General features: G+C 66.8%; 23 protein-coding genes. 14 read left to right on the top strand and 9 right to left on the bottom strand.

Annotated features, from left to right (window positions below):
* Nucleotides 1-4: 4 nt before the first annotated feature.
* Both ACZY0X_RS04425 and ACZY0X_RS04420 read right to left on the bottom strand, forming a co-directional pair.
* Nucleotides 5-1,198, bottom strand: a complete 1,194-nt coding sequence (locus tag ACZY0X_RS04425; protein WP_463768367.1) for an alpha/beta hydrolase family protein — start codon at nt 1,196-1,198, stop codon at nt 5-7.
* Between the two features lie 8 nt (nt 1,199-1,206).
* On the bottom strand, nt 1,207-2,109 hold the full coding sequence (locus ACZY0X_RS04420; protein ID WP_463768770.1) for an amidohydrolase family protein: 903 nt from the start codon (nt 2,107-2,109) through the stop codon (nt 1,207-1,209).
* Between the two features lie 16 nt (nt 2,110-2,125).
* Between ACZY0X_RS04420 and ACZY0X_RS04415 the strand changes: the two genes are divergently transcribed.
* Nucleotides 2,126-2,893, top strand: a complete 768-nt coding sequence (locus ACZY0X_RS04415; RefSeq protein ID WP_463768366.1) for a trans-aconitate 2-methyltransferase — start codon at nt 2,126-2,128, stop codon at nt 2,891-2,893.
* A 15-nt stretch (nt 2,894-2,908) separates the two neighbouring features.
* Here the strand turns inward: ACZY0X_RS04415 and stf0 are convergent, their stop codons facing one another.
* Both stf0 and ACZY0X_RS04405 read right to left on the bottom strand, forming a co-directional pair.
* Nucleotides 2,909-3,709: a trehalose 2-sulfotransferase gene (stf0, locus tag ACZY0X_RS04410; RefSeq protein ID WP_463768365.1), complete on the bottom strand. Its 801-nt coding sequence runs from the start codon at nt 3,707-3,709 to the stop codon at nt 2,909-2,911.
* Nucleotides 3,710-3,786: 77 nt separating this feature from the next.
* Nucleotides 3,787-5,133, bottom strand: coding sequence for a sulfatase family protein (locus tag ACZY0X_RS04405; protein WP_463768769.1), 1,347 nt, complete (start codon nt 5,131-5,133; stop codon nt 3,787-3,789).
* Nucleotides 5,134-5,321: 188 nt separating this feature from the next.
* On the opposite strand from ACZY0X_RS04405, the gene ACZY0X_RS04400 reads away from it, so the two are divergent.
* The 3 genes from ACZY0X_RS04400 to ACZY0X_RS04390 all read left to right on the top strand — a co-directional run bounded on the left by ACZY0X_RS04400 (nt 5,322) and on the right by ACZY0X_RS04390 (nt 8,047).
* Nucleotides 5,322-6,743 (top strand): HNH endonuclease signature motif containing protein, encoded by a 1,422-nt coding sequence (locus ACZY0X_RS04400; RefSeq protein ID WP_463768364.1) that lies wholly within the window; start codon nt 5,322-5,324, stop codon nt 6,741-6,743.
* Nucleotides 6,744-6,891: 148 nt separating this feature from the next.
* Nucleotides 6,892-7,668 (top strand): CHAP domain-containing protein, encoded by a 777-nt coding sequence (locus ACZY0X_RS04395; RefSeq protein WP_463768363.1) that lies wholly within the window; start codon nt 6,892-6,894, stop codon nt 7,666-7,668.
* A 1-nt stretch (nt 7,669) separates the two neighbouring features.
* The gene (locus tag ACZY0X_RS04390) at nt 7,670-8,047 is read left to right on the top strand and encodes a YchJ family protein (RefSeq protein ID WP_463768362.1); all 378 of its coding nucleotides are present in this window, start codon (nt 7,670-7,672) and stop codon (nt 8,045-8,047) included.
* Here the strand turns inward: ACZY0X_RS04390 and ACZY0X_RS04385 are convergent.
* A complete protein-coding gene (locus ACZY0X_RS04385; RefSeq protein WP_463768360.1) occupies nt 8,044-8,526 on the bottom strand; it encodes a hypothetical protein in 483 nt (160 codons plus the stop codon). The genes ACZY0X_RS04390 and ACZY0X_RS04385 overlap by 4 nt on opposite strands.
* 61 nt (nt 8,527-8,587) lie before the next feature.
* On the opposite strand from ACZY0X_RS04385, the gene ACZY0X_RS04380 reads away from it, so the two are divergent.
* The gene (locus ACZY0X_RS04380; RefSeq protein ID WP_463768359.1) at nt 8,588-9,262 is read left to right on the top strand and encodes a phosphatase PAP2 family protein; all 675 of its coding nucleotides are present in this window, start codon (nt 8,588-8,590) and stop codon (nt 9,260-9,262) included.
* On the opposite strand, the gene ACZY0X_RS04375 is transcribed toward ACZY0X_RS04380, so the two are convergent.
* Nucleotides 9,216-10,700, bottom strand: a complete 1,485-nt coding sequence (locus ACZY0X_RS04375) for a diacylglycerol kinase family protein (RefSeq protein WP_463768357.1) — start codon at nt 10,698-10,700, stop codon at nt 9,216-9,218. The two genes, ACZY0X_RS04380 and ACZY0X_RS04375, sit on opposite strands and share 47 nt — an antisense overlap.
* 101 nt (nt 10,701-10,801) lie before the next feature.
* Between ACZY0X_RS04375 and ACZY0X_RS04370 the strand changes: the two genes are divergently transcribed.
* Entirely contained in the window at nt 10,802-11,455 is a 654-nt protein-coding gene (locus ACZY0X_RS04370; RefSeq protein WP_463768768.1) for a L,D-transpeptidase family protein, read from the top strand.
* Here ACZY0X_RS04370 and ACZY0X_RS04365 read toward each other — a convergent pair whose 3' ends face one another.
* Entirely contained in the window at nt 11,456-11,917 is a 462-nt protein-coding gene (locus tag ACZY0X_RS04365) for a nuclear transport factor 2 family protein (RefSeq protein ID WP_463768356.1), read from the bottom strand.
* Nucleotides 11,918-11,962: 45 nt separating this feature from the next.
* Here ACZY0X_RS04365 and ACZY0X_RS04360 point away from each other — a divergent pair, with 45 nt between their 5' ends.
* The 3 genes from ACZY0X_RS04360 to ACZY0X_RS04350 all read left to right on the top strand — a co-directional run bounded on the left by ACZY0X_RS04360 (nt 11,963) and on the right by ACZY0X_RS04350 (nt 14,859).
* The gene (locus ACZY0X_RS04360; RefSeq protein WP_463768355.1) at nt 11,963-12,739 is read left to right on the top strand and encodes a DUF3159 domain-containing protein; all 777 of its coding nucleotides are present in this window, start codon (nt 11,963-11,965) and stop codon (nt 12,737-12,739) included.
* 82 nt (nt 12,740-12,821) lie between these two features.
* Entirely contained in the window at nt 12,822-14,633 is a 1,812-nt protein-coding gene (locus ACZY0X_RS04355) for an Hsp70 family protein (RefSeq protein WP_463768354.1), read from the top strand.
* A gap of 55 nt (nt 14,634-14,688) precedes the next feature.
* On the top strand, nt 14,689-14,859 hold the full coding sequence (locus ACZY0X_RS04350) for a hypothetical protein (protein WP_463768353.1): 171 nt from the start codon (nt 14,689-14,691) through the stop codon (nt 14,857-14,859).
* On the opposite strand, the gene ACZY0X_RS04345 is transcribed toward ACZY0X_RS04350, so the two are convergent.
* Nucleotides 14,837-15,904, bottom strand: coding sequence for a DNA cytosine methyltransferase (locus ACZY0X_RS04345; protein WP_463768352.1), 1,068 nt, complete (start codon nt 15,902-15,904; stop codon nt 14,837-14,839). The genes ACZY0X_RS04350 and ACZY0X_RS04345 overlap by 23 nt on opposite strands.
* A 75-nt stretch (nt 15,905-15,979) precedes the next feature.
* Nucleotides 15,980-16,738 carry a type II restriction endonuclease gene (locus ACZY0X_RS04340; RefSeq protein WP_463768350.1) on the bottom strand — a complete coding sequence of 253 codons (759 nt, stop codon included), beginning with the start codon at nt 16,736-16,738 and terminating at the stop codon, nt 15,980-15,982.
* A 319-nt stretch (nt 16,739-17,057) separates the two neighbouring features.
* Here ACZY0X_RS04340 and ACZY0X_RS04335 point away from each other — a divergent pair, with 319 nt between their 5' ends.
* The 5 genes from ACZY0X_RS04335 (at nt 17,058) to ACZY0X_RS04315 (ending at nt 20,810) form a co-directional block, all read left to right on the top strand.
* Nucleotides 17,058-17,825: a hypothetical protein gene (locus ACZY0X_RS04335; RefSeq protein ID WP_463768349.1), complete on the top strand. Its 768-nt coding sequence runs from the start codon at nt 17,058-17,060 to the stop codon at nt 17,823-17,825.
* A gap of 330 nt (nt 17,826-18,155) precedes the next feature.
* Entirely contained in the window at nt 18,156-18,824 is a 669-nt protein-coding gene (locus ACZY0X_RS04330) for a hypothetical protein (RefSeq protein ID WP_463768348.1), read from the top strand.
* 39 nt (nt 18,825-18,863) lie between these two features.
* Nucleotides 18,864-19,424 carry a TetR/AcrR family transcriptional regulator gene (locus ACZY0X_RS04325; RefSeq protein ID WP_463768347.1) on the top strand — a complete coding sequence of 187 codons (561 nt, stop codon included), beginning with the start codon at nt 18,864-18,866 and terminating at the stop codon, nt 19,422-19,424.
* Between the two features lie 108 nt (nt 19,425-19,532).
* Nucleotides 19,533-20,192 carry a biliverdin-producing heme oxygenase gene (locus tag ACZY0X_RS04320; protein ID WP_463768346.1) on the top strand — a complete coding sequence of 220 codons (660 nt, stop codon included), beginning with the start codon at nt 19,533-19,535 and terminating at the stop codon, nt 20,190-20,192.
* A gap of 111 nt (nt 20,193-20,303) precedes the next feature.
* Nucleotides 20,304-20,810, top strand: coding sequence for a protein disulfide oxidoreductase (locus ACZY0X_RS04315; RefSeq protein WP_463768344.1), 507 nt, complete (start codon nt 20,304-20,306; stop codon nt 20,808-20,810).
* Nucleotide 20,811: the final 1 nt, after the last annotated feature.

Below are 20,811 nucleotides of genomic sequence, written 5' to 3'. Positions count from 1 at the left end.
GGGCCTAGCCGAACATGAACCCCCGCATGAAGCGGGTCATCCTGCGCAGGTAGTCGGGCTGGCTTACGTGCAGGATGTGATTGCCGGGGAACCAGTGAAACGCGCAGCGATCCCAGTGCTCCCAGAGCATTTCGGCTTGCTCGGGCGGTGCGAGACGATCGCCGAGGCCGGTGATGATGAGACGGCGATCCCTCGGCACCAGCGGGGTGTAGTTCAGCGGTGAGTGGTAGGCCGACGCGGCCGACATCAGGTCGCGGTCGGTTCCCGCCATTCGGTTACCCAGCTTGACCAGCAGGCTCGCCGGGAACCAGTCGTCGAACGCGGCGTCCGGCGTCACCACCGGAACGTTGGGGATGACCGCCTGAACCCGGTCATCGACGCTTGCGATGAGTGCCGAGGTGTAGCCGCCCAACGACATTCCTGTCAGGGCGATTCGGTCCACACCGGTGTGCTCGAGATAGTCCAGCACCGAGCGGAAGTCGTGCACGGCCTGTGACATTGCCTCGGCGAAGCCGCCCAGACCGTCGGCGAAGTAGCCGTAACCGCTGAAGGGGGAGTGCTTCTCGGCGCGCTGACCGTGGAAGGGCAGCGTGTAGAGCAGCACGTCGTAACCCGACCGGTAGAACCACGGCAGCGAGAAGAACAACCCGTTGAACAGATACGCCGATCCCATGAAACCGTGAATCAGACACAGGGTGGGACGAGGACCGTCATCGTGGAGCCAATGCTGTGCGTGGACGATGTTGTTGCGCGTGTAGGCGCTCCTCCGCTCCCGCATAGCCGGGTTGATCGCCCGATGACTACTGGTGAAGCGGATGTTCTCCACCCGCCCGTGTGCCATCCACTCGGCGAACGGGTTCGCCGCGCGCGTCGAGACGCGCGGCATCTCGGTGGGTGCCGGAAACGACGCGACGGGATCGCTCGCCGCACCGAGTTCGGCGTAGAACTCGAGTGCCTCGCGTTCGGCTCTGGTCTGCGACGGGCGCAGTGTCGCCGCCGCGACGCGAGGCAACATGGCGGTACCGATCACGGACGCAATGGCCGTGCGCAGGCCCAGGTCGGCTACGGCCGAGGAGTCGACGATGAGCTTCTGATGCCAGCTCAGGTCGTCCCGACTCGGTAAGCCGCGGGCCGAGGCGTCGGCACCCTCGACATCGGGAACCGGAATCGGCGGATCGATCGGGGCGACACTGGCCACACGTGATGCTATCCCGGCAAACTGTCCTGGCGGTCGAGGTCGAACAATCGGGCGCCGTTGTCGTACAGCACGTCGCGACGCCAGTCATCGTCGAAATCGTCCAGCCGGGTCACCGCGGTGAGCGCGTCGGCGTAGCCGTACGGGATGTTGGGGAAGTCGCTACCGAACAGAATGCGATCACCCAGGTCGCGCAGGCGTGGATATGCGTCGGCGGGGAAGGGCATGTTCTCCTCGACGAACGGGGTGAACGCCATGGTGGTGTCGAGGTGCACCCCGTCGTACCTGTCGCAGATATCGAGGAAGTCGGTGTACTCGGGCATGCCCATGTGCGCCACGATCAGCCGCAGCCGCGGGTGGCGCGCGAGCAACGCCTGGATGGGCCCGGGCCCGGTGTGATCGCCGGGGGCCGGCCCCGAACCGCAGTGGATGACGACGGGGACGCCGGCGTCGGCAATCACGCCCCATGCGTCGTCCAACAGGGGATCGCTGGGGTCGAACTGTCCGACCTGGACGTGGACCTTGAACACACGGGTGCCACGGTCGATCGCCTCAGCGACGTAACCGCTCACGCCGGGTTCTGGGAACAGCGTGGCGGTGGACAGGCAGTCCGGGGTGTCCGCCGCGAACTGGGTGGCCCACTGATTCAGCCAGGCTGCCATCTGCGGTTTGTGCGGATAGACCAGGGATGTGAAGGCCCGCACGCCGAAGTCGCGCAGCGTGGCCAGGCGGTTGGCCTCGTCAGTGCGGTAGGTGATCGGCCAGGGCCGCCCAACCAGCGGCCCCACGTCGTCGAAGTACCGCCACACCTTGTCCATCACCGGCTTTGGCATGAAGTGGGTGTGGACGTCGACGATGCCGGGCAACCCGAGCGATGTCCAGATCGAACGTACGGCGTCTGAGGTTTCCATCATCAGAGAGGATGGCATGATGTGGAATCCCGACGTGTACCTGGCCTTCGCAGACGATCGTGGACGCCCGTTCTTCGACCTGCTGGCGCGGGTTGGAGCGACGAACCCACGCCGTGTCGTCGACCTCGGCTGCGGGCCGGGCAACCTCACGCTCAGCCTGCCGAAGCGGTGGCCCGACGCTGCGATCGAGGCCGTCGACTCCTCACCGGAGATGGTGGCCGCTGCGCGCGATCGGGGCCTGGGCGCCGTCGTCGGGGACCTCGAGGAGTGGTCACCGCAACCCGACACCGACGTGGTCGTGTCGAACGCGGCGCTGCAGTGGGTACCCGGCCACACGGATCTGATGGTGCGGTGGGCGGGGCAGTTGGCGCCCGGGTCGTGGATCGCGATGCAGGTGCCGGGGAACTTCAATGCCCCCTCGCACGAGGCCGTCAAGGCGCTCGCGCGCACCGAACCGTTCGCCGAGCCCTTGCGGGACATGCCGTTCCGCGATGAGAAAGTGGTGAACACACCCGCGGGTTACGCCGACATCCTGACCGAGGCGGGCTGCGCCGTTGATGCCTGGGAGACCACCTATGTCCATCAATTGACTGGCCAGACACCGGTTCTGGACTGGATCATGGGCACGGCGCTGACCCAGGTGAGGAGCCGGCTGCCCGAGAACCTGTGGCAGCAGTATCTGCGGGATATCACCCCGCTGCTGGCCGAGGCCTACCCGCAGCGTCCTGACGGCACCACGTTCTTCCCGTTCCGCCGCGTCTTCGTGGTCGCCCGGGTGGGCGGTTAGAGCCGGGTTCGCCTGTCACAGCGGCAGTCCCTCGCGTTGCGCGTCGGCGCGGTACCGGACCACCCATTCGTCGGATCGGCGGTCGGCCTGGCGTTCCAGCACCGGTTCCGGGGCCAGTCGGGGGTCGAGGCCGAGCGCGTCGAGCACGGTGCCGACGATCTCGGTGAGATTGCGCCACAACAGGGGGTAGGGCACCTCGATCGGCTCGACGTTCTCCTCGACAAACCAATTGCGCCAGCCCACTTCCTGGGTCTGCAGCATCCTGATGACATGCGCGATGGCGCCCGCGTGGTACTCGGCACGCGCATCGCGGACCGGGTCCAATCGCCCCCGCCACACCCGGGTCTGCACCGCGCGCCAGAACGAGACCGCTTGGGAGACAACGTCGGGACGGTGCACGTGCACCAGCACGGGATCGACGCCGATGACGTCGCGGATCGCCGACAGCAGGCCGGTGCCCGAACGGTTCGGAAGTCCCTCGGCACGTTGCAGTAGCAGCGGCGTCTGGTTCCACATCAGCTTGCCGCCCCACACGCCGTTCGGTGTACGGCCGACGGTGCGGATGTAGTCGCGCCAGATCTCGGGCGGTGCGAGGTCGAGCCGGCCCTCGTCCAGTGGGTCGAGCAGACGCAGGATCGACTCGTCCTCGACACCGGCGAACCACTCCCGCGGCTGCGGCGACTGGCTGGTGCTCGGTAGGTACTGGAAGAACTCGCCGGGCTCACCGGCGACGCCGGTCGCCCGAAGAGATTCGACGAGCAGCGTGCTGCCACTGCGCTGTGAAGCGAGCACCAGATACGCAGGCGGGGCTGACATGCGCGTGAGCCTAACGCCATCGAAATGACCCCGCATGTCCACCAGCGGAGCTGAATTTTAATTCGTGGTGAGCCGAACTATTGATTTGTTCCGAGCGCGTCGTCGACGCCGCGTTCGGTCGCGATTGCCGAACGGCTGGGTAGGTCCATTCCCTTTATTCTCAGGTATGTCTCTGTGTACCTGGCCGAAATGCGGGAGCCGGCGAAATCGGAGGGGATGACGTCGTTCATCTTCTCGCGCCAGTCGTTGAGCAGCAGGGCCATCTCGCTGGCGATGGCCTCGACATCCGGCGTTACGGTGCCGGTCAGCAGATTGTCTCGCTCGGTGGGGTCGGTGCGCAGATCGTAGAGCTCGCGTGCCGGGCGCGGCGCGGCATTCAAGGGGCCCATCACCTTTCCCGGGGCGCTCTCCTCGATATCGAGGGGGAGTTCCAGAATGGGTCGATTCGCGTAATTCTCAATGTAGCTGAATTCCTTTTTTCTGATCGCTCGAATGGGATCGAAGGAATCGTGATAGTTCTTCATCGTATAAATTGCGTCACGCACGGGCGTGGAATGCGTAATGGGCTCGAGAAGTGTCGTGGCGTGTGAGAGTCCCTCGACATCCTCGGGGACCGGCAGGCCCATTAATTCGAGCAGCGTGGGCATCAGATCCACGCCACTGAACAGTTCGTCGTACACGCGACCGGGCGCCCGATAGCGCGTCGGAGGCCGCACGATCATCGCGATGCCGGTGCCCGCGTCGTACAGCGTCGACTTCGCGCGCGGCAGGGCCGGCCCGTGATCGGTGAGGAACACCACCCAGGTCGAGTGGTCCAGTCCGGTCTCGGCAAGCGTGTCCAGGAGTCGACCGACGGCGGCATCGGCCACCGATATCGAACCGTAGAAGTCGGCCAGGTCCTGGCGCACGTCGGGCAGATCGGGCAGGTAGTCCGGCAGGGTGACGGCATCGGGATCGGCGGGTTCGTAGCGCTCGGGGGGATAGGGGCGGTGGGTCTCGAAGAAGCCGGTGACGAGTAGGAACGGATCCTCGGGCGCTTGTGTCAACCAGGTCGTCGCGTGCTCGACCACGTACTCGCAGTACGAGTTCGACACGTCGTAGGTGTCGAATCCCAGGGTCGGCGGGTAGGACGTCTCATGCTGCATGCCGAATAGTGCAGTGTGCCAACCAGATTCGGCCAAGCGGTGTGGCAGGGTGCGAACTCCCGAGCGGTACTCCCAGCCGTGGTGGGCGAGGCCGACGAGGCCGTTGCTCTGCGGGTACCGGCCGGTGAACAGCGACCCGCGCGACGGCGAGCACAGCGGGGCTGTTGCATGCGCCCTCGTGAACAGGATGCCCTCGGCGGCGAGCTGGTCCAGCCGGGGGCTGGAGACGTCGGCGTGACCGTAGGCCCCGAGGTGGCGGCCCAGGTCGTGCCAGTGCATCAACAGGATGTTGTCGGGTTCGGGTCCGCTCACCGGTCGTCTCTCATCGGGGGTCCACCCAACACGTCGGGCGACAGATCGGCAACCGTTGCGTTCATCGCGAGCCCGGTTATCCACAGTCCGAAATTCATCCACAGATTGCTCTGGGCCCATGGCGGATAGACGACGGATCGAGCAATATCGAATGTGTGTTCGAAGATCTGGTTGGCCTCGACGACGCGAGTCTGCTCGCGGCGATGAGCGAGGCGCTGCGGGTTGAGCGCGCTGCGGCCGCCCGCCGGATCGTGGCTGCGGGTGTGTTCGCTGTCCGCCGCGAGAGCGCAGCCGATGCGGAGACCCGGATGTGGTGTGTGGAGGACTGGGATGTCGCGGCTGCCGAGGTTGGCGCAGAGCTGGGTCTGAGCCGCTTCCGGGCGTCGGCGAACATGTCGCTGGGGCAGACGCTGGTCGCGCGCCTGCCCAAGCTGGCCCGACGATTCCTCGCCGGTGACCTCGACGTGCGCGTGGTCACGGCGATCGATACTCGCACCGCGCTGGTCCAAGACCCCGACATCCTGGCCCGCCTCGACGATGCCCTCGCCGAGAATGCGGCGAGCTGGAACGCGCTATCGCAGGAGAAGCTGAAGGACGTCATCGACTGGCTGGTCATCGAGTTGGACCCCGAAGCACGTCGCGTCGCCCGCGAACGCAACGGTGACCGCCACATCGACATCACCGGCGACCGGGACGGACTGAGCGAGGTGTCGGGCCGGCTGCCGGCCGTCGATGCCGCCACCCTCGACAAGCGACTCGACCAGATGGCCGACACCGTGTGCCGCCACGATCCCCGCACCAAGGCCCAGCGTCGTGCCGATGCGGTGATCGCCCTCGTCGAGGGTCGTGTCGCCCTGATCTGCGCGTGCGGTGGTTCCGACTGCCCAGTCGTCACCGGCGACGACGCCGTGGCACCGCCGAGCCAGGTGATCGTGCACGTGCTCGCAGAACAGTCCGCGGTCACCGGACAGAGCGACAAGCCCGCATACCTTCCCGGCCAGGGGCCCATCGCCGCCAGCACGGTGCGCACGCTGATCGGCTCCGGCCGCGCCAAGGCCCGGCCTGTCGCGGACCCGGACGTACTGGGCGCCGAACCGCGCTACCGGCCGTCGCGGAGGCTGGCCGACTTCCTGTTGTGCCGTGACCTGATCTGCCGGTTCCCCGGCTGCTGCCATCCCGCCGAACGCTGCGACACCGACCACACGATCGCGTGGCCCCGAGGGCGCACCCACCCGTCGAACGCGAAGCAGTACTGCCGTCACCATCACCTGCTCAAGACGTTCTGGAGCGGGCCCGGCGGATGGCGCGACACTCAGCTCGCGGACGGGACCATCGAGTTCGACTCGCCGAGTGGGCGCCGATACCGGACCAAGCCGCTCGGGTCACTGTTCTTCCCGCAGCTGGCAGTGCCCACTGGCAGGCACGTGCCGCTCGGTGAACCACCGCCGACGAACGGGCCGCGGGGTGCCAATATGCCGCGGCGCCGACGCCTCCGCGCGGCCGAGCGCGCCGCACGGATCGCCTGGGAACGCGGGGTCAACCGGGCGCGAATCCAAGCTCACCCGCCACCGTTCTGACGCCGCGATGGTCACTTCTGACCCGTTTGTAACGTTTTGGATACGGACGTCTATATGCCCTGGGTACGGGCGAGTCGGCGTGACCTTGGGGCATCCAGCCGGGGCAACGATCTCGCGCGATCCGTCGCGAGCGGGAAGGGGCTGGACAATGGTCGCCGGCAGGACAGTTATGACGGGGGCGGCGCTGGGCGGTGTGTTCGTGGTGTGTGCGGCGATGACCACAGCGCCTGCGCAGGCCGAGACCTCGGCCACGGTGAAGGTGCACACGCAGCGTATGGCGGATGCCAACCTGAACGTCGCGCAGAATGCCTGGTACGACCAGGGGGATCAGCTCACGCTGGTGTGTTCGCAGCGAGGGCAGTCCGTCACAGGGCACCTCAATCCCAGCGTCCCCACCGGTGGGTGGAATGACTTGTGGTACAAGACCTCTGACGGCAGTTTCGTCCCCGAGGTATACATCGATACCGGCGCACTCGGTGTCGTCGCACCCGACTGTGGCGACGGCGAACCGGTACTCGAATCGGAACCCGCATCGACCAATGGGCCAACAACAGGGCGGACGACCAACGTCAACCGTGCGACGCCCGGTCAATGCACCGACGGCGCGATGCAGAAATGGTTCCAGGCGGCCGGCAGCTATCCGGCCTTGAGCGGTAATGCCAAGGACTGGCCGGCATCCGCACGAGCCAGCGGGTGGACTGTGACCGACGATGCCCAACCCCGCTCGTTGGTCGTGTTCCAGCCAGGTGTGCAGGGTGCTTCCGACTATGGACACGTCGCGTGGGTGAACTCGACGAGCCAACGCCCCGACGGCCTCTACCTCAACATCACCGAGATGAACAACGCCCAATACGGCGGCGTCGGCGCTTGGCACACCCGTGACGTCAAGCACGTGCCCACGATGACCTACATCCTGCTCCCGTGACGTGATCTGCCCGTGCGGCAGCGGCGCCGACTATGAGGCCTGCTGTGAACCACTGCACGACGGCCGGCGCGATGCGGCGACCGCCGAGGAGTTGATGAGGTCGCGATACGCGGCCTACGCGCGTGGTGATGCCGACTACGTCTTCCGCACCTGGCACCCGCGTACGCGCCCGACGGACGTCAGCATCGACGCCGACATCGTCTGGCGCGGTCTCGAGGTGACCGATACCGCGGCCGGCGGGGTTGGCGACGATCGTGGGGAGGTGGAGTTCACCGCCCACTACAACGTCGACGGCCGGGCGGCCGCGATGCACGAGCGCAGCCAGTTCGAACGTCGCGCCGGCCGGTGGTTCTACACCGACGGTGACGTCGGCGACTAGCCGCGCGGCACACCGCACATCGAGTAGACGAACTTGGGCGGCACGTCGAAGGTGAAGGACCGCTCCGGCAGGCGCAGCAGAACATCCTGCGTCAGCGGTGACTTGTAGTGCAGCGACACCGAACCGGTGAGGGTCGGGTCCACCGTCGAGATATCGGGCAGATCCAGCGTCAACCCGCTCTCGTCGAGGGTGGCGTGCACCATCGAACCGGCCGGGTCGTTCCACTGGTGGTCGACGGAGCGGCCCGCCTTCTTCGGCCCCGTCGACAACGTGCCGAGCACGCGACGATTGGTGAGCGCCAGCGCGCCGACGTCGCTGCGAAGGTTGCCCCGGGCGGTCTTGCCGGGGATCCGCCCCGAGAACCGGAACGTCACGGGGACGAACTCGGCGAGGTGAATCACGCCCTCGGACTCGACCGCGCCGCGCACGTCGTCGGGCAGTTTGCCGATACCTAGTAGCCTGCGCAGAAATACGGCCATTCGCGCAGACTAACGCCGTCGCTGCGAGCAGAGGCGAAAACGTGCGGCTAGGAGGCGGCGAGTGACGAAGAGCAAGCCCGTGCTGCTGGGCCTCGCGGTTCTGGCCGCCGCGACATACGTCGCGATGTGGATCGGATGGACGACGCCGTGGGCGTGGGTCGCCGATGTCGATGCGTCCGCACTTGCCGCCGCGCACCGGGCCGGCGTCGAGAACCACATGTGGGTGACGTTCTGGAACACCGTGTGCACGGTGTTCTCCCCGTTGGTGTTCCGGCTCGTCACAGTTGGCCTGATCGTGTACGCGTTCATGCGACGGCAGCGCCGAATCGCGGTGTTCCTGATCCTCAGCATCGAGCTGTCGGGCGTGCTGACCGAGGCGGCGAAGTACCTGGCGGACCGACCCCGGCCCGCCACGGCGATGGTCCACGCGCTGTCGACGTCCTTCCCGTCCGGCCACGCGCTCGGAGTGATGGTCAGCGTGCTGGCGCTCGCGGTGGTCCTCGCCCCCTACGTGCGACGGGGACTGTGGCCGTGGCTCGTCGTCGCGGGCGTGATCGTGGTCATCGCGGTCGGTGTGGGCCGTGTCGCGCTGAACGTGCACCACCCCTCCGACGTGGTGGCGGGATGGGCGCTCGGCTACCTGTGGTTCCTCGCCTGCCTGCCTGTGCTCTCCGGCGGGTCCAGGGCTGTCACGGGAGAGGCCGAAACACCGGAAGCGCACGGTAGAGAACGCTGAAACTGGCCTCCTCCAAGGTCATTTCGACCTCCCCGTCGTGAGCGAGCGGGGTGGGGCCGTCGACGGCGGTGAAGCGGAACTCGGGGACCCGCATCTCGTGATAGAGCGGACTGCGCACCAGTCGCCCGAGCGCCAGCGACACCACGATGCGCAACGTGGCCAGGCGGCGGCCGGTCTCGAGGATGCGCACGTCGATCAGGCCGTCGTCCATTCGGGTGCGCCGTGACGGTGCGAACCCCGACGGGAGGTAGACCGAGTTCCCGAGGAAGAACAGTGAGGTCGTAAGGACCTTGTTGTCGTAAGCGATTCGGACGGGTGCCTCGCGGCGCAGGGTGTGGAAGATGGCGTACGCGCCCGCCAGCGGCTTGCCGATCCTATGTTCGAGCTTCTCGCGGGTCCGGACGAACGCGGGATAGGCGCCGATACTGGCCGTGTTGATGACCGTGTCGGTCTCGTTGAGACGCAGGACATCCACGCAGCCGATGCTGCCCTCGCGGATCGCGGCGACGGTGCGGGCCACGGTGTCGCAGCCGATGTCCTTGGCGAAGTGGTTGAAGGTGCCGCCCGGGAACACCGCGAAGGGGACACCCGTCTCCAGCGCGATGCCTGCGGCACACGACACGGTTCCGTCGCCGCCCCCGACCGCGAGCACCTCGGCGCGTTCTGCCGCATCCCGCAGGGCCGTCTGGATGTCGTCGGCACCGTCGAGTTCCACGATCTCGGCCCTCGGAAGCGCCTCGCGGACTTCTTCGACGACGCGCGCCCCAGTGCCGCTTCCGGAGGTGGGGTTGATGACCAGCACCACCCCGGCGCCGTCGGGCCGCGGTGGGGTCTCTACCCGCAGTGGGTCGGCGGTGGGCAACCCGGCCTCGACGATCGGGGGCACGATTCGCGCCCCCACCACCGCGATGGCGGCCCCGAGCCCGAAACCCGCCAGCACGTCGCCGGGATAGTGCGCGCCGGTGGCGACGCGGGAAACCCCCACCATGCCTGCCAGCAGTGCGAGGCCGAGCCCCACGGGTGGGCTCTCGAGCCCCACTCCCACGGCGAACGCCGCTGCGCTGGCGGAGTGACCCGATGGCAGTGAGTTCGAGGTGGGCATCCGCCGCGAGCGCCGCACGACGGGCACGGTGGCCCAGTTCGGTCGCGGCCGCTTCCACACCCGCTTGGCGACCTGGTTGGTCAGCAGACTGGTCACCGCGAGGCTGGCCACACCGCGGGCCGCGCCGCGTTTGGCCGATGTGCTGCCGACCGCGCCGATGGCTGCCGCAAGCACGAACCACAGCTTGGAGTGGTCGGCTGCCGAGGACAGCCGCGGCATCACCGCGTCCAGCAACGGGCTGGGTGACTCGGCGATCGCCTCGAAAACCTCGCGGTCGAGGGTGCCGAGGCCCTCCCCGATCTGCTGAATGCCCCGTCGGCGTCGCCACAGTTCCATGGCACCCAACGTAGCCGGGCGCGCCACGGGCTAAACCGGCACCGGATTGTGTCCAATCCTTGTCTTGACCTGACGTCGGTCGTCTGCGAACGATGGAGGACGTGCGCCGACTGCTGACCGTCTTATGCGTGGCGGTGGTGTCCCTGGCGGCCGCGCCCGTGGCCCGTGCTGAACTCATCCCGTGGTTCGCCAGCCAGGTGGGTGGCGCCACCCAGGTGATTTCGGTTGTGGGCGTGGGTGGCTCGGACGCCAAGCTCGACGTGTACGAGCGCACCGCGGCCGGCTGGCAAGCGATCGCCGCCGGGGTGCCTGCCAAGATCGGCTCCAAGGGCATGTCGCCCGACCACTACGACGGCTCGCTGTTGACGCCGATGGGCATCTATACCCTCGACTTCGCCTTTGGCACACAACCGAATCCAGGCGGGGGACTGCAGTACGAGCAGGTCGGACCCAACCACTGGTGGGACGGCGACATGAAGAGCCCGACCTACAACCTGATGCAGGTGTGCGAGAAGAGCAAGTGCCCGTTCAGCACATCGCTGAGCGATGGCACCGAGAACCTCGACATCCCGCAGTACGCCCACGCGGTCGTGATGGGCGTCAACAAGGAGCGCGTCCCCGGCAAGGGCGGCGCGTTCTTCCTGCACACCACCGATGGCGGGGCGACGGCCGGCTGCGTGGCGATCGATGACGCGATGATGGTCAAGCTCATCAAGTGGCTGCGCCCCGGTGCGCTCATCGCCGTGTCCAAGTGATCAAGTGCGGACGGCGCGACCGGCTTTCACCTTGAAGTTCGTGATCGACTCAGTCGACATCGTCACCTCGTAGGTGCGCTTGTAACCCGTTGCGCTGATCCGCCAGCCGTCGGGCGTGCGCCGGTAGCTGTCCTCGTAGAACGCCGCACCGGAGAGCATGAAGTTGAAGTCGGCGACGATCACCCGGTCCTGCAGATACCAGATGCCGGTGGCCTCGTCGCCGTCCACCGTGATTTCGGGGTGTGTCACGCGATGCTCGGTGATGACGTTGGCGGGCATCGCCGCGCGCATGAACTCGACCAGCGAGTCCCGGTCGGTGAAGTGGTGCTCCTCGCCGAGCGAGCTGCCGTAGTCACCGACGATGTCCTCGGTGAGTGTCTCCGCGAAATCGTCCCAGTGCTTGGTGTCGAGCGCACGTAGGTAGCGGTACTTCACTTGCTGGATCTCGTCGATGTCACCCATCTCGACATTTCAACACACGTCCATGCGTCCGCATAAGCTTCCGGCGTGGGTTTTATTGACGGATACGTGAAATCGCCTCTCGCCGGCATCGCGCCGTGGGTGCTGCTTTCGATCCTGTCCGGACCCGGCAGGTTCGAGGAGGCCGCGTCCGCAGCCCTTGGCCTGACCCTGTTCACCCTGTGGGTGGGGTGGCGCCGCGGTGTCCCGATACACCTGCTCGAAGTGTTCGGCGCGGCGTTCTTCGTTGTGATGGCAATCCTTGGACTTGTCGCCTCCGACGGCGTCATCACCTGGCTCGAGCAGTGGGCGGGTGAGGTCAGCAACATCGCCCTCGCGAGTTTCGCGATCGTGACACTGCTGATCCGACGGCCTTTCACGATGTCCTATGCCAAGGACACCACGCCCGAGGAGTACTGGGAATCACCGCTGTTCATGCGGATCAACTACGCCATCTCGGCAGTGTGGGCCGGAGCCTTCACGTTCTCGGCCATCATCGGGGCGCTTGGCGGCACTGTGCTGCGAGCCGACAACGACTTCTGGATGGGATGGATCCTGCCGCTCGCGGCGATTCTGTTCGCCGTCGAGTTCACCGAGTTCTATCCCGACTACGCCGGTGCCAAGTTCTCGCAGTCCATCGGGGAAGCCGCCGACCCGCCCGAGTCGTTGGCCCGACTGCTGGACTGGTTACCGCCGTTCATCCTGGTGACGGGCATCGTGGGATGGGTATCCGATGCGACCCCCGCCGCGCTTGGCATCGCGATGATCGTGGTCGGCATTGCCGGTTCGGCCCTGCTCCGCAAGACCCAGAAGGTCAAAACCTAGCTGCCAGAACGCTGTTCGAATAGTTTGCCACCGGAGTGTCTGAGCCGCCTATGGTGGTGTTGCGGCTATGGTGGGGTCCGTTATGAGCGACCCGTTGGGGTTGTCGATCGGGACCACCAACATGGTTGCGGCTCGAGTCGGCAACCCACCCGTCACGCGGCGATCCGTGCTGACCGTATCCGACCAGGTACTCAGCGGTTTCGTCGAACGAGTCGGCGACCCTGTGCCCCTGGTCTCCGCGGACGGCGCGCGACATCTGGCCGACAACCTCGTCGTCGAGGCACTCGACGCGATGATCGGCGACGGCGACGCATCGCAGGTCGCCGTCGCGGTGCCCGCGCACTGGAATGGTGCGACGCTGCGAGCGCTGCGCGCCGCCATGCGGGCCAAACCCGCACTCTCACCCAACGGCGTCCCCGCACGACTGGTGTCCGACGCCGTCGCGGCACTGACGGCGCTGCATGCCAACCCGGGACTGCCCAGCAGCGGCGTCGTTGCGCTCATGGACTTCGGTGGTGGTGGCACCAGCATCACCCTGGCTGACGCCGCGTCGTCGTTCGAGCCCATCGAGACGCTGCGGGTCCCCGACTTCTCGGGTGACCAGATCGACCAGACTCTGCTGGCGCACGTGCTCGACGCGGTGGCCGACAGCGACGGCGTCGATCCGGCGGGGACCGCATCCGTCGGGTCGTTGACGGTATTGCGAGAGGAGTCCCGCCGGGCCAAGGAGTCGCTGTCCGAACTGGACGCGGCCGAGGTGACGGTCGAACTGCCGGGCCATCGATCCGCCGTTCAGGTCACCCGGGACGATCTCGAGACGCTGATGGCGGCGCCATTGGACAAGGTCTTGTCCGAACTCGATGAATTATTGCTGCGCAACAGGATTGCGTGGGCTGACGTCTCGTCCGTGATCGCCGTCGGTGGGGGAGCGCGCATCCCGCTGGTGACTCGGCGGTTGGCCGAACACAGTCAGTCACCCGTGGTGACCACACCGCAGCCGGCGCTCGACGCCGCGGTGGGGGCCGCGGTCTTCGCCGCATTCGCCGCCGACTCCGATGCCCAGACCGGGGTGGCGTCGGCAGCACTGGCCACGGGCACCATCGATCTGGGCGCCGTCGATGCCAGTGCCCCGGGATCGGCGACCTTCCGCGCCCTGGCCTGGTCGCAGGACGATGACCTCGTCGCCGATCCGCTGCCGTACACCGGCAATCCCTACGAGAGCCCCTACAGCGGACAGAGCCCGTACGCCGCCGCCGACACCGGCACGACACGTGCGGTGTCGCAATACGTTCCGGCCGCCGCCACCTATGACGATGAACCTCGAGCCTGGCAACGGTTGCCGCAGTTGGTCTTCGGGCTGGCCGCGGTGGTGGCACTGGTCGCCGTCGGCGGTGTGGCGATCGTCTTGACGAGCGCGACCGACGACTCGACGCCCAAGCCCAGCACGGCCCCGGTCACCGCGACCTCCGTGCCTGAAGTCCTGCCGCCGCCTCCATCGGAGCTGCCGCCTCCGCCTCCCGTTGAGCCGCCGCCCCCTGTTGAGCCGCCGCCGAGCGTGGTGACGGTGACCAATGAGGCGCCACCTCCGCCGCCCCCGGAGACCGTCACGGTGGAGCGCCCCGCACCGACCACCACAACGACCACGACGTCGCCGACGACCACAACGACGACGACCACCACAACAACGACCACGACGACGCCGCCGACCACGACGACCACCACGACGACGACCACGACGGCGCCGGCTATGACGACGAGCTACCTCACGGTGCCGTTCCTGCCGGTGCCCATCCCGATCCAGGTGCCGTCGAACCCGAATCCGCCGCAGTACCAGCAGCCTCCGCAGTACCAGCAGCCCCCGTACTACCAGCAGCCTCCGCAATTCGGCTACTAGCAACGTCACAGCGGGGATTCAGCCGCAGGATCAGTGCACCCGGCAGGCTCCTGAGATGGACGTCAAACAGCAGCGGCTCGATAGCTCCACCGCGCGACTGCTCGTCACCCTCGGCGCGTGCGCCATTGTCGCGGTGGGACTTCTCGGAATCCACTCGGCCGAAGCGCACTCCGGCGCGGCCACGACGCCCGCGCAACACCACGTCAGCCGGGCAGCGACGCCTTGACCGATTCGAACACCTGCCGGGCGAGTAGCGGGGGAACCGAGTTGCCCAGCTGGGCCTGCACGCTGGATCGGCTGCCGACGAGTTCAAAGTGATCGGGAAACGTGAAGAGCCGCTTGATCTCTGCGGCGCGAAGTCGTCGATTGTTCCAGTGGAATGGCCCGACGTTGGGCCCCGGCTGGGCCTGGATGGTCGGCGAGGGCTTACCGGGGTCGAGCTTCAGCAGAAACGACCAGTACCGACTGCGCCACTCGAACTTCGGCCGGGGATGGCCGCGCTCGGTGGTGTAGTGCAGGTAGTTGCTGCCGGGCGGGATCTCGGCGAGCAGAGGGGCGTACTGACCGCGGAGCACCTCCTCGGGCTCGGGGTCGCAGACCAACCCCTCGAGTGCCTCACCCGAGGTGACGAAGGGGCGCTCGCCATTGCCGGTGGTGCGGCGCTCCCAACTTCCGCCGTGTGTCGGTGTGGGGAGCACAGGTGTCGGCTTTCCCTTCGGCGCGCCGACGATGAAAAGTCGTGGGCGTGCTTGCGGCACACCGAAATTCGCCGCATGGAGGACTTCCATGTGGTAGGCGTAACCCGCCTCGTCGATCTCGCGTAGCAGCCGTTGCAGGGCGGGTCGGCTGGCGCGGTTGTCATAGGTCAGGGCGTAGACGTTCTCCAGGACGAACGCGCGAGGTCTGGCCTCGCGGAGCACCCGGGTGTACTCCTGCAGTAGCGACGCGTCCGGATCAAGCCCGGAGCGCTTCCACTCGAGCCAGAAGCCACTCTTGCTGAATGGGGTGCAGGGCGGCCCGCCGAGGAGAAGGTCGGGGCGTTGCCCCTTGCGCAGCCCGGCGGCGCGCAGAATCTCGTCGGTGCTGGTCTCGAGGATGTCCTGCTGGATGACGGGCGAGGCAAGCGCAGTGAAGTTCTTCTCCATGGTGAGCGCGGCATCGCGGTTGCGCTCGACGGCTGCGCGGACGTCGAATCCGGCAGCCTCCGCACCGAGGTCCAGACCCCCGGCGCCAGAGAACAACGAGATCGCCACTCCCTTTGTGCTCGCCATGGCAAGAGCATCCCATGACCCACCCACAAAAAGCCGATAGGCAACCGGCGTCGGCGGGGGCCTATTTGTGGGGGCCTATTTGTCGAGTTGCTTGGCGAGCAGCAGTTCGACGGCCCTGGCGGTCTTGAACGGGAACTTGCGCCAGTACGCGTAGAACTCGGCCTCGGTCTCGAACTCACCCTCACCGGCGCGCAGCTGATCGATCTTGTCGACAGCTCCGATGTACTCACGCGTCGTCGACGACCTGTGCCTGCTCGCGATCTTCCACGGGTGGGCCACGATCAGCTCGAGGTCGGCCACCCGGCCCGGGGTGTTCTCGTCGAGCGTGTAGATCCCGAGTACGTCGAGGTGGGAGGCGTATTCGGCGAACGGCCGCATGACTCCGGGAAACAGGATCTTCGGGTGCCTGAAATAGGTGTTGCCGGTGTAGAGGGTGATGCGGCTCTGTGTCCGGCCCAATGCGTTGCCGCGGGCACCGACCGCGCGTCGGGCCACTTTGATGTCGATCGCGTGGAATCCGCCACCGAACGCGTCACCGCCGAGTTCGACATCGGGGTAGCCACGCTCGGTGCCCCGGGCGGCGATTGATCCGGAGAGGTCGGCGGCTCGGTCGATCAGGAAGCTGACGATGCCGACCTCGAGCACGTTTGCCAGCGCCGCGGGCTCCTTGGGCAGCGGCAGGATGTGCCCGCCAGCCAGGAGTTGTGCCTCGAGATCCTCGGGCCCCGTCGCGACCAGCGGCCAGGCGTGATCGCCCCGGCTGCGGAACACACCGCCCAGACCCCACCCGTACTCCGCGCACTGTTCCCGCAGCCACTGCTCCACCGCCACCACGGTTGGCAGCTTGCCAGAGACAGGCGTGCGATTCGGACGGGCTGGGCTTGCGGGGGCGAGTGCGTTGAGCGACGCGCCGAGGCGTCCACGTGATGTCTGTAACTATTTGCCCGCTTGTCAACGATGTGAAGTCGGATGGGCCGGTGCCGACGGGACCGGAGCTGCGGCAACGCAATTCATTGCTGTAATCATCGAGGCAAACGGAAGCACAAGGTTGTGACGTTTTGTAGCGTTACAATCCCATTGCCATTTGCGTCCCTATCCGCTGTCGGCGGACCGTCGGCAGCTTTCTCTCGAGCACGATGGAGCACCGCCCGACATGACCGCGCCCGCCCTTGCCCCCTCCCATGACGGACTGGCCACCTTCGGTGGTTTCAGGCGCACTGCCTGCTGGGATCCGGTGGCCGAATGCACCATGACCATGGCGAGGCCGACTGCCGAGCCCGAACTCTTCGCCCGGTACCACCGCGGCGCTGTCGCGAGTTACGCGCGATTCGGAGTCTCTGACGCGCTGGATCCCGACGTGGACCGCTGCGCCGAGGACACCGCGCTGTTCTGGGTGCTGACTGACATCAGCGGCCAGGTGGTCGGTGGGGTGCGAGCAAAGGGTCCGCTGCGTGGGCCGGAGGACTCGCACGCGGTCGTGGAGTGGGCTGGGCATCCCGGTGAGGACCAGGTGCATACCGCGATCTCGGAGCGCGTCCCGCTGGGCATCCTCGAGATGAAGGCGGCGTGGCTGGACAAGGAGCCCGGAGGCGGTCGCCGTCGGGCCAAGATGATCGCTCGAAGCGGCTTCCACGCGATGGGCCTGTTCGACATCACCTACTGCATGGCCACCTCGGCGGCACACATCCTGGATCAGTGGCGTTCGTCGGGCGGTGTCGTGGCCGACATCCCCGCCGCGCCGTACCCCAACGAGCACTACCAGACCCAGATGATGTGGTGGGACCGGCGCACGTTCGCCGCTCACGGAGATCCCGTCCAGGTCTCCGCCATCATCGGAGAGATCGCCCAAACCCGGCGCGGGGTCGTCACCGACCGCACCGCGGCGGCGCCGACGTGGCGCGGTGCGCTCTCGCACGCCTAGCGCGAATACCGCCTGAAACCGATCCAGAACGTTGCCCTTGCAACAAATTTATTTTTGGCCTAGCGGCGATTGCGCCGGTTTGGTCACTTCCTTGCTGGGTAACGTTTTGGTCTCGGGCGGATATCGGATACGTCTCCGTGCTGTGTCGGCATGTTTGACCTGCGGAAATGGGATTGACGTCGAGTGGAATCGGCCACGGATCGCACGCGTTCGGCCGGCGCGGCGGTGGTCGCTGCGCCGTCCGCCCAATTTCTTAGACGGATGTGTTCTCGCCCTTCGGTTCCTCGGGAGTTGCTGGACAACCTGCGTTTTGCTCGTATGGTGCTTCCCGTGGGTAGACATGCGTTGGCCCGCCCCCGTCGCAAACGATCGGTGGGCCTGGCCGCTCTGATCGCGCCGGCCGCCGTCTTCCTCGCCGCTGGCGGGAGTGCGTACCCCACCGTGGTGACCGAGGAACCCACGCCTGTGGCAGCCGACGCTCCGGTGTGTTGCCTCGAGGTCGTGGCATTGGCACCGGCCGTAGGTTCGGTGCAGCCGTCCATCGGGCAGGTGAGCATGGCTGCGGCGCCGGACCGCATGGTCGCGGCGTCGAGGTGGCGGGTCGATGATCGGCCACGTCTGCTGCCCGTCGGTGTCGCGCCAGAGCGCGGCCTTCAGGTCAAGACCATCCTGGCCGCACGCGCGGTCAGCGCGGCGTTCCCCGAGATCCACTCGATCGGCGGTGTGCGGGCGGACGCGCTGAGATGGCATCCCAACGGCCTGGCACTCGACGTGATGATCCCCAACCCCAGCTCCGCCGCGGGCATCGCGCTCGGCAACCAGATCGTCGCGTTCGCGTTCAAGAACGCCGAGCGGTTCGGATTGCAGGATGCGATCTGGCGTGGCGTGTACTACACCCCCAAGGGCCCGCAGAGCGGTGGCTACGGGCACTACGACCACGTCCACCTCACCACCACCGGCGGCGGGTACCCCACCGGCGGCGAGGCATACCTGCGCTGACGTAGTCGCGGTTAGGCCGGAGACTAGGCTTGATCCACTATGCCCCGGATCGATGCCGACACCGTCGAGGAGCACCGCGAGGCACTGCACCGCAGGGTGTTCGCGGCGTTCGCCGATTTGATGGCCGAGCACAGTTTCGACGCGATCTCGATGGCGCAGATCGCGGCGCGGGCCGAGGTTGGCCGAACGGCGATCTACCACCACTTCCCCGATAAGGAAGCGGTGCTGGTGGCGTTCGCCACCCATGAGACCGGTCGCTACCTCGTCGCACTGCAGGAACAGCTGGTGGGCGCCGACAGTCCGGCAGACGCACTGCGCCTCTACATCCGTCACCACCTGGCCTCCGGCGAGCAGTTCCACATGGGGCTGGGGCGTCAGATGTCCGGCGTTGTGTCCCCGACATCGCGTACCGCCATCAGAGAGCACGTGCTGGCGGTGGAGGCGGTGTTGCGCCAGATCATCGCGGATGGGGTGGCGCAGGGCGCATTTGTCGTCGATGACGTCGACACGACGCTGTTGCTCATTCACTCCTGCCTGAGTCCGCGGGATCTTGACCAGGCAGGAGTGGAGAGGTTCCTGCTCCGGGCGGTGTCGAGCTAGGCGGCCGGAAAGGGAGGCCACACTTTCTGACTAGTTGTCAGTACGATGCTGACAACGTGTCATAAAGTTGACGCATCCTCGCGTGCGAGTACCCCTTCAGGAGCCCCGATGACCCTTGTGTCCACCGCCGTTGAGCAGCCGCTGTCGATCGCCATGCGGGAGGGCTCGCAGTCCGAGCACGACGCCGCGGAGAACGCGAACTTCATCGGTGAGCTCCTCGCGGGACGGATCGCGCCGGCGGGCTATGTCACCTATCTGCGCCAGTTGCACACCGTCTACGCCGCCCTCGAGGAGGCCGTCCGCGGCCATCGTGATGACCCGATCGTGGCCGCGGTCTATGACCCGGCCCTCGAGCGTCTGGCGGCGCTTGAGGCCGACCTCGATCACTGGGCGCCCGAGGCCACCTCGTATGCCACCGACAGTCCCGCCGCGGCGCAGTACGCCGAGCGTCTGACCAGCGCCGACTGGGGCGGCCTGCTTCTCGCGCACCACTACACGCGCTACCTCGGGGATCTGTCGGGTGGCCAGGCCATCGGCCGCATCCTCGACCGGACGTTCGAACTCGACGGCGCGGGCCTGGCGTTCTACGACTTTCCCCAGATCAGCAAGCCGAAGATCTACAAGGACGCCTATCGTGATCGCCTCGACGCACTCGCCCTCGATCACGACGATCAGCAGCGCGTAGTCGCCGAGGTCAAGGCGACGTTCGGCCTCAACCACGCACTCTTCGATGAACTCGGACAGCGCCTCGGCGAGTTCGCTCGCTGATCTTGTCCGCCGGCTGAACCGGCGACGGTGAACCACTAGGCGATTGGACCCGTGTCAAAGGGGCACCCCTCAGACACGCCGCACGTGGGTCCGGCGCAGACAGGAGCCGTCATGATTCGTCACTTCCTCCGTCGCGGCAGGTCACTCGCCATCGGTGTGGTCGCCGCGGTGCTCATGTTGGCGCTGACCAGCCCCCCGGCGGCGCTCGCCGACGATCGCCTTGATTTCACCGGAACGACGCTGTCCGGCGCACCCTTCAACGGTGCGTCGCTGCAGGGCAAGCCCGCCGTGCTGTGGTTCTGGACGCCGTGGTGCCCGTTCTGCAATGCCGAGGCGCCGTCGGTGAGCAGCGTTGCCGCCGCCAACCCCAAGGTGACGTTTGTGGGCGTTGCCGCCCGCTCCGACGTCGCGGCCATGCAGAACTTCGTATCGAAGTACAACCTGAACTTCACGAATCTCGATGACGCCGACGGTTCCATCTGGGCGCGCTACAACGTGCCGTGGCAGCCCGCGTACGTGTTCTTGTCCGCCGATGGCTCATCGACATTCGTGAACAACCCGACTGCGGCGATGCCGCAACAGGAACTGCAGGAGCGGGTTTCCGCGCTGAGCGCGTAGT

It is taken from the genome of Mycobacterium sp. IDUB_39, assembly GCF_055419205.1.
The sequence above is the reverse complement of the archived record's forward strand: the minus strand, read 5'-3'. Positions and strand labels throughout refer to the sequence as shown.

Coding starts and splice junctions, on each gene's coding strand:
- ACZY0X_RS04420 (WP_463768770.1), bottom strand. CDS start 2,109: ATGATGGAAACCTCAGACGCCGTACGTTCGATCTGGACATCGCTCGGG.
- ACZY0X_RS04415 (WP_463768366.1), top strand. CDS start 2,126: ATGTGGAATCCCGACGTGTACCTGGCCTTCGCAGACGATCGTGGACGC.
- stf0 (WP_463768365.1), bottom strand. CDS start 3,709: ATGTCAGCCCCGCCTGCGTATCTGGTGCTCGCTTCACAGCGCAGTGGC.
- ACZY0X_RS04405 (WP_463768769.1), bottom strand. CDS start 5,133: ATGCACTGGCACGACCTGGGCCGCCACCTCGGGGCCTACGGTCACGCC.
- ACZY0X_RS04395 (WP_463768363.1), top strand. CDS start 6,892: ATGGTCGCCGGCAGGACAGTTATGACGGGGGCGGCGCTGGGCGGTGTG.
- ACZY0X_RS04385 (WP_463768360.1), bottom strand. CDS start 8,526: ATGGCCGTATTTCTGCGCAGGCTACTAGGTATCGGCAAACTGCCCGAC.
- ACZY0X_RS04375 (WP_463768357.1), bottom strand. CDS start 10,700: ATGGAACTGTGGCGACGCCGACGGGGCATTCAGCAGATCGGGGAGGGC.
- ACZY0X_RS04365 (WP_463768356.1), bottom strand. CDS start 11,917: ATGGGTGACATCGACGAGATCCAGCAAGTGAAGTACCGCTACCTACGT.
- ACZY0X_RS04355 (WP_463768354.1), top strand. CDS start 12,822: ATGAGCGACCCGTTGGGGTTGTCGATCGGGACCACCAACATGGTTGCG.
- ACZY0X_RS04350 (WP_463768353.1), top strand. CDS start 14,689: ATGGACGTCAAACAGCAGCGGCTCGATAGCTCCACCGCGCGACTGCTC.
- ACZY0X_RS04345 (WP_463768352.1), bottom strand. CDS start 15,904: ATGGCGAGCACAAAGGGAGTGGCGATCTCGTTGTTCTCTGGCGCCGGG.
- ACZY0X_RS04335 (WP_463768349.1), top strand. CDS start 17,058: ATGACCGCGCCCGCCCTTGCCCCCTCCCATGACGGACTGGCCACCTTC.
- ACZY0X_RS04325 (WP_463768347.1), top strand. CDS start 18,864: ATGCCCCGGATCGATGCCGACACCGTCGAGGAGCACCGCGAGGCACTG.
- ACZY0X_RS04320 (WP_463768346.1), top strand. CDS start 19,533: ATGACCCTTGTGTCCACCGCCGTTGAGCAGCCGCTGTCGATCGCCATG.
- ACZY0X_RS04315 (WP_463768344.1), top strand. CDS start 20,304: ATGATTCGTCACTTCCTCCGTCGCGGCAGGTCACTCGCCATCGGTGTG.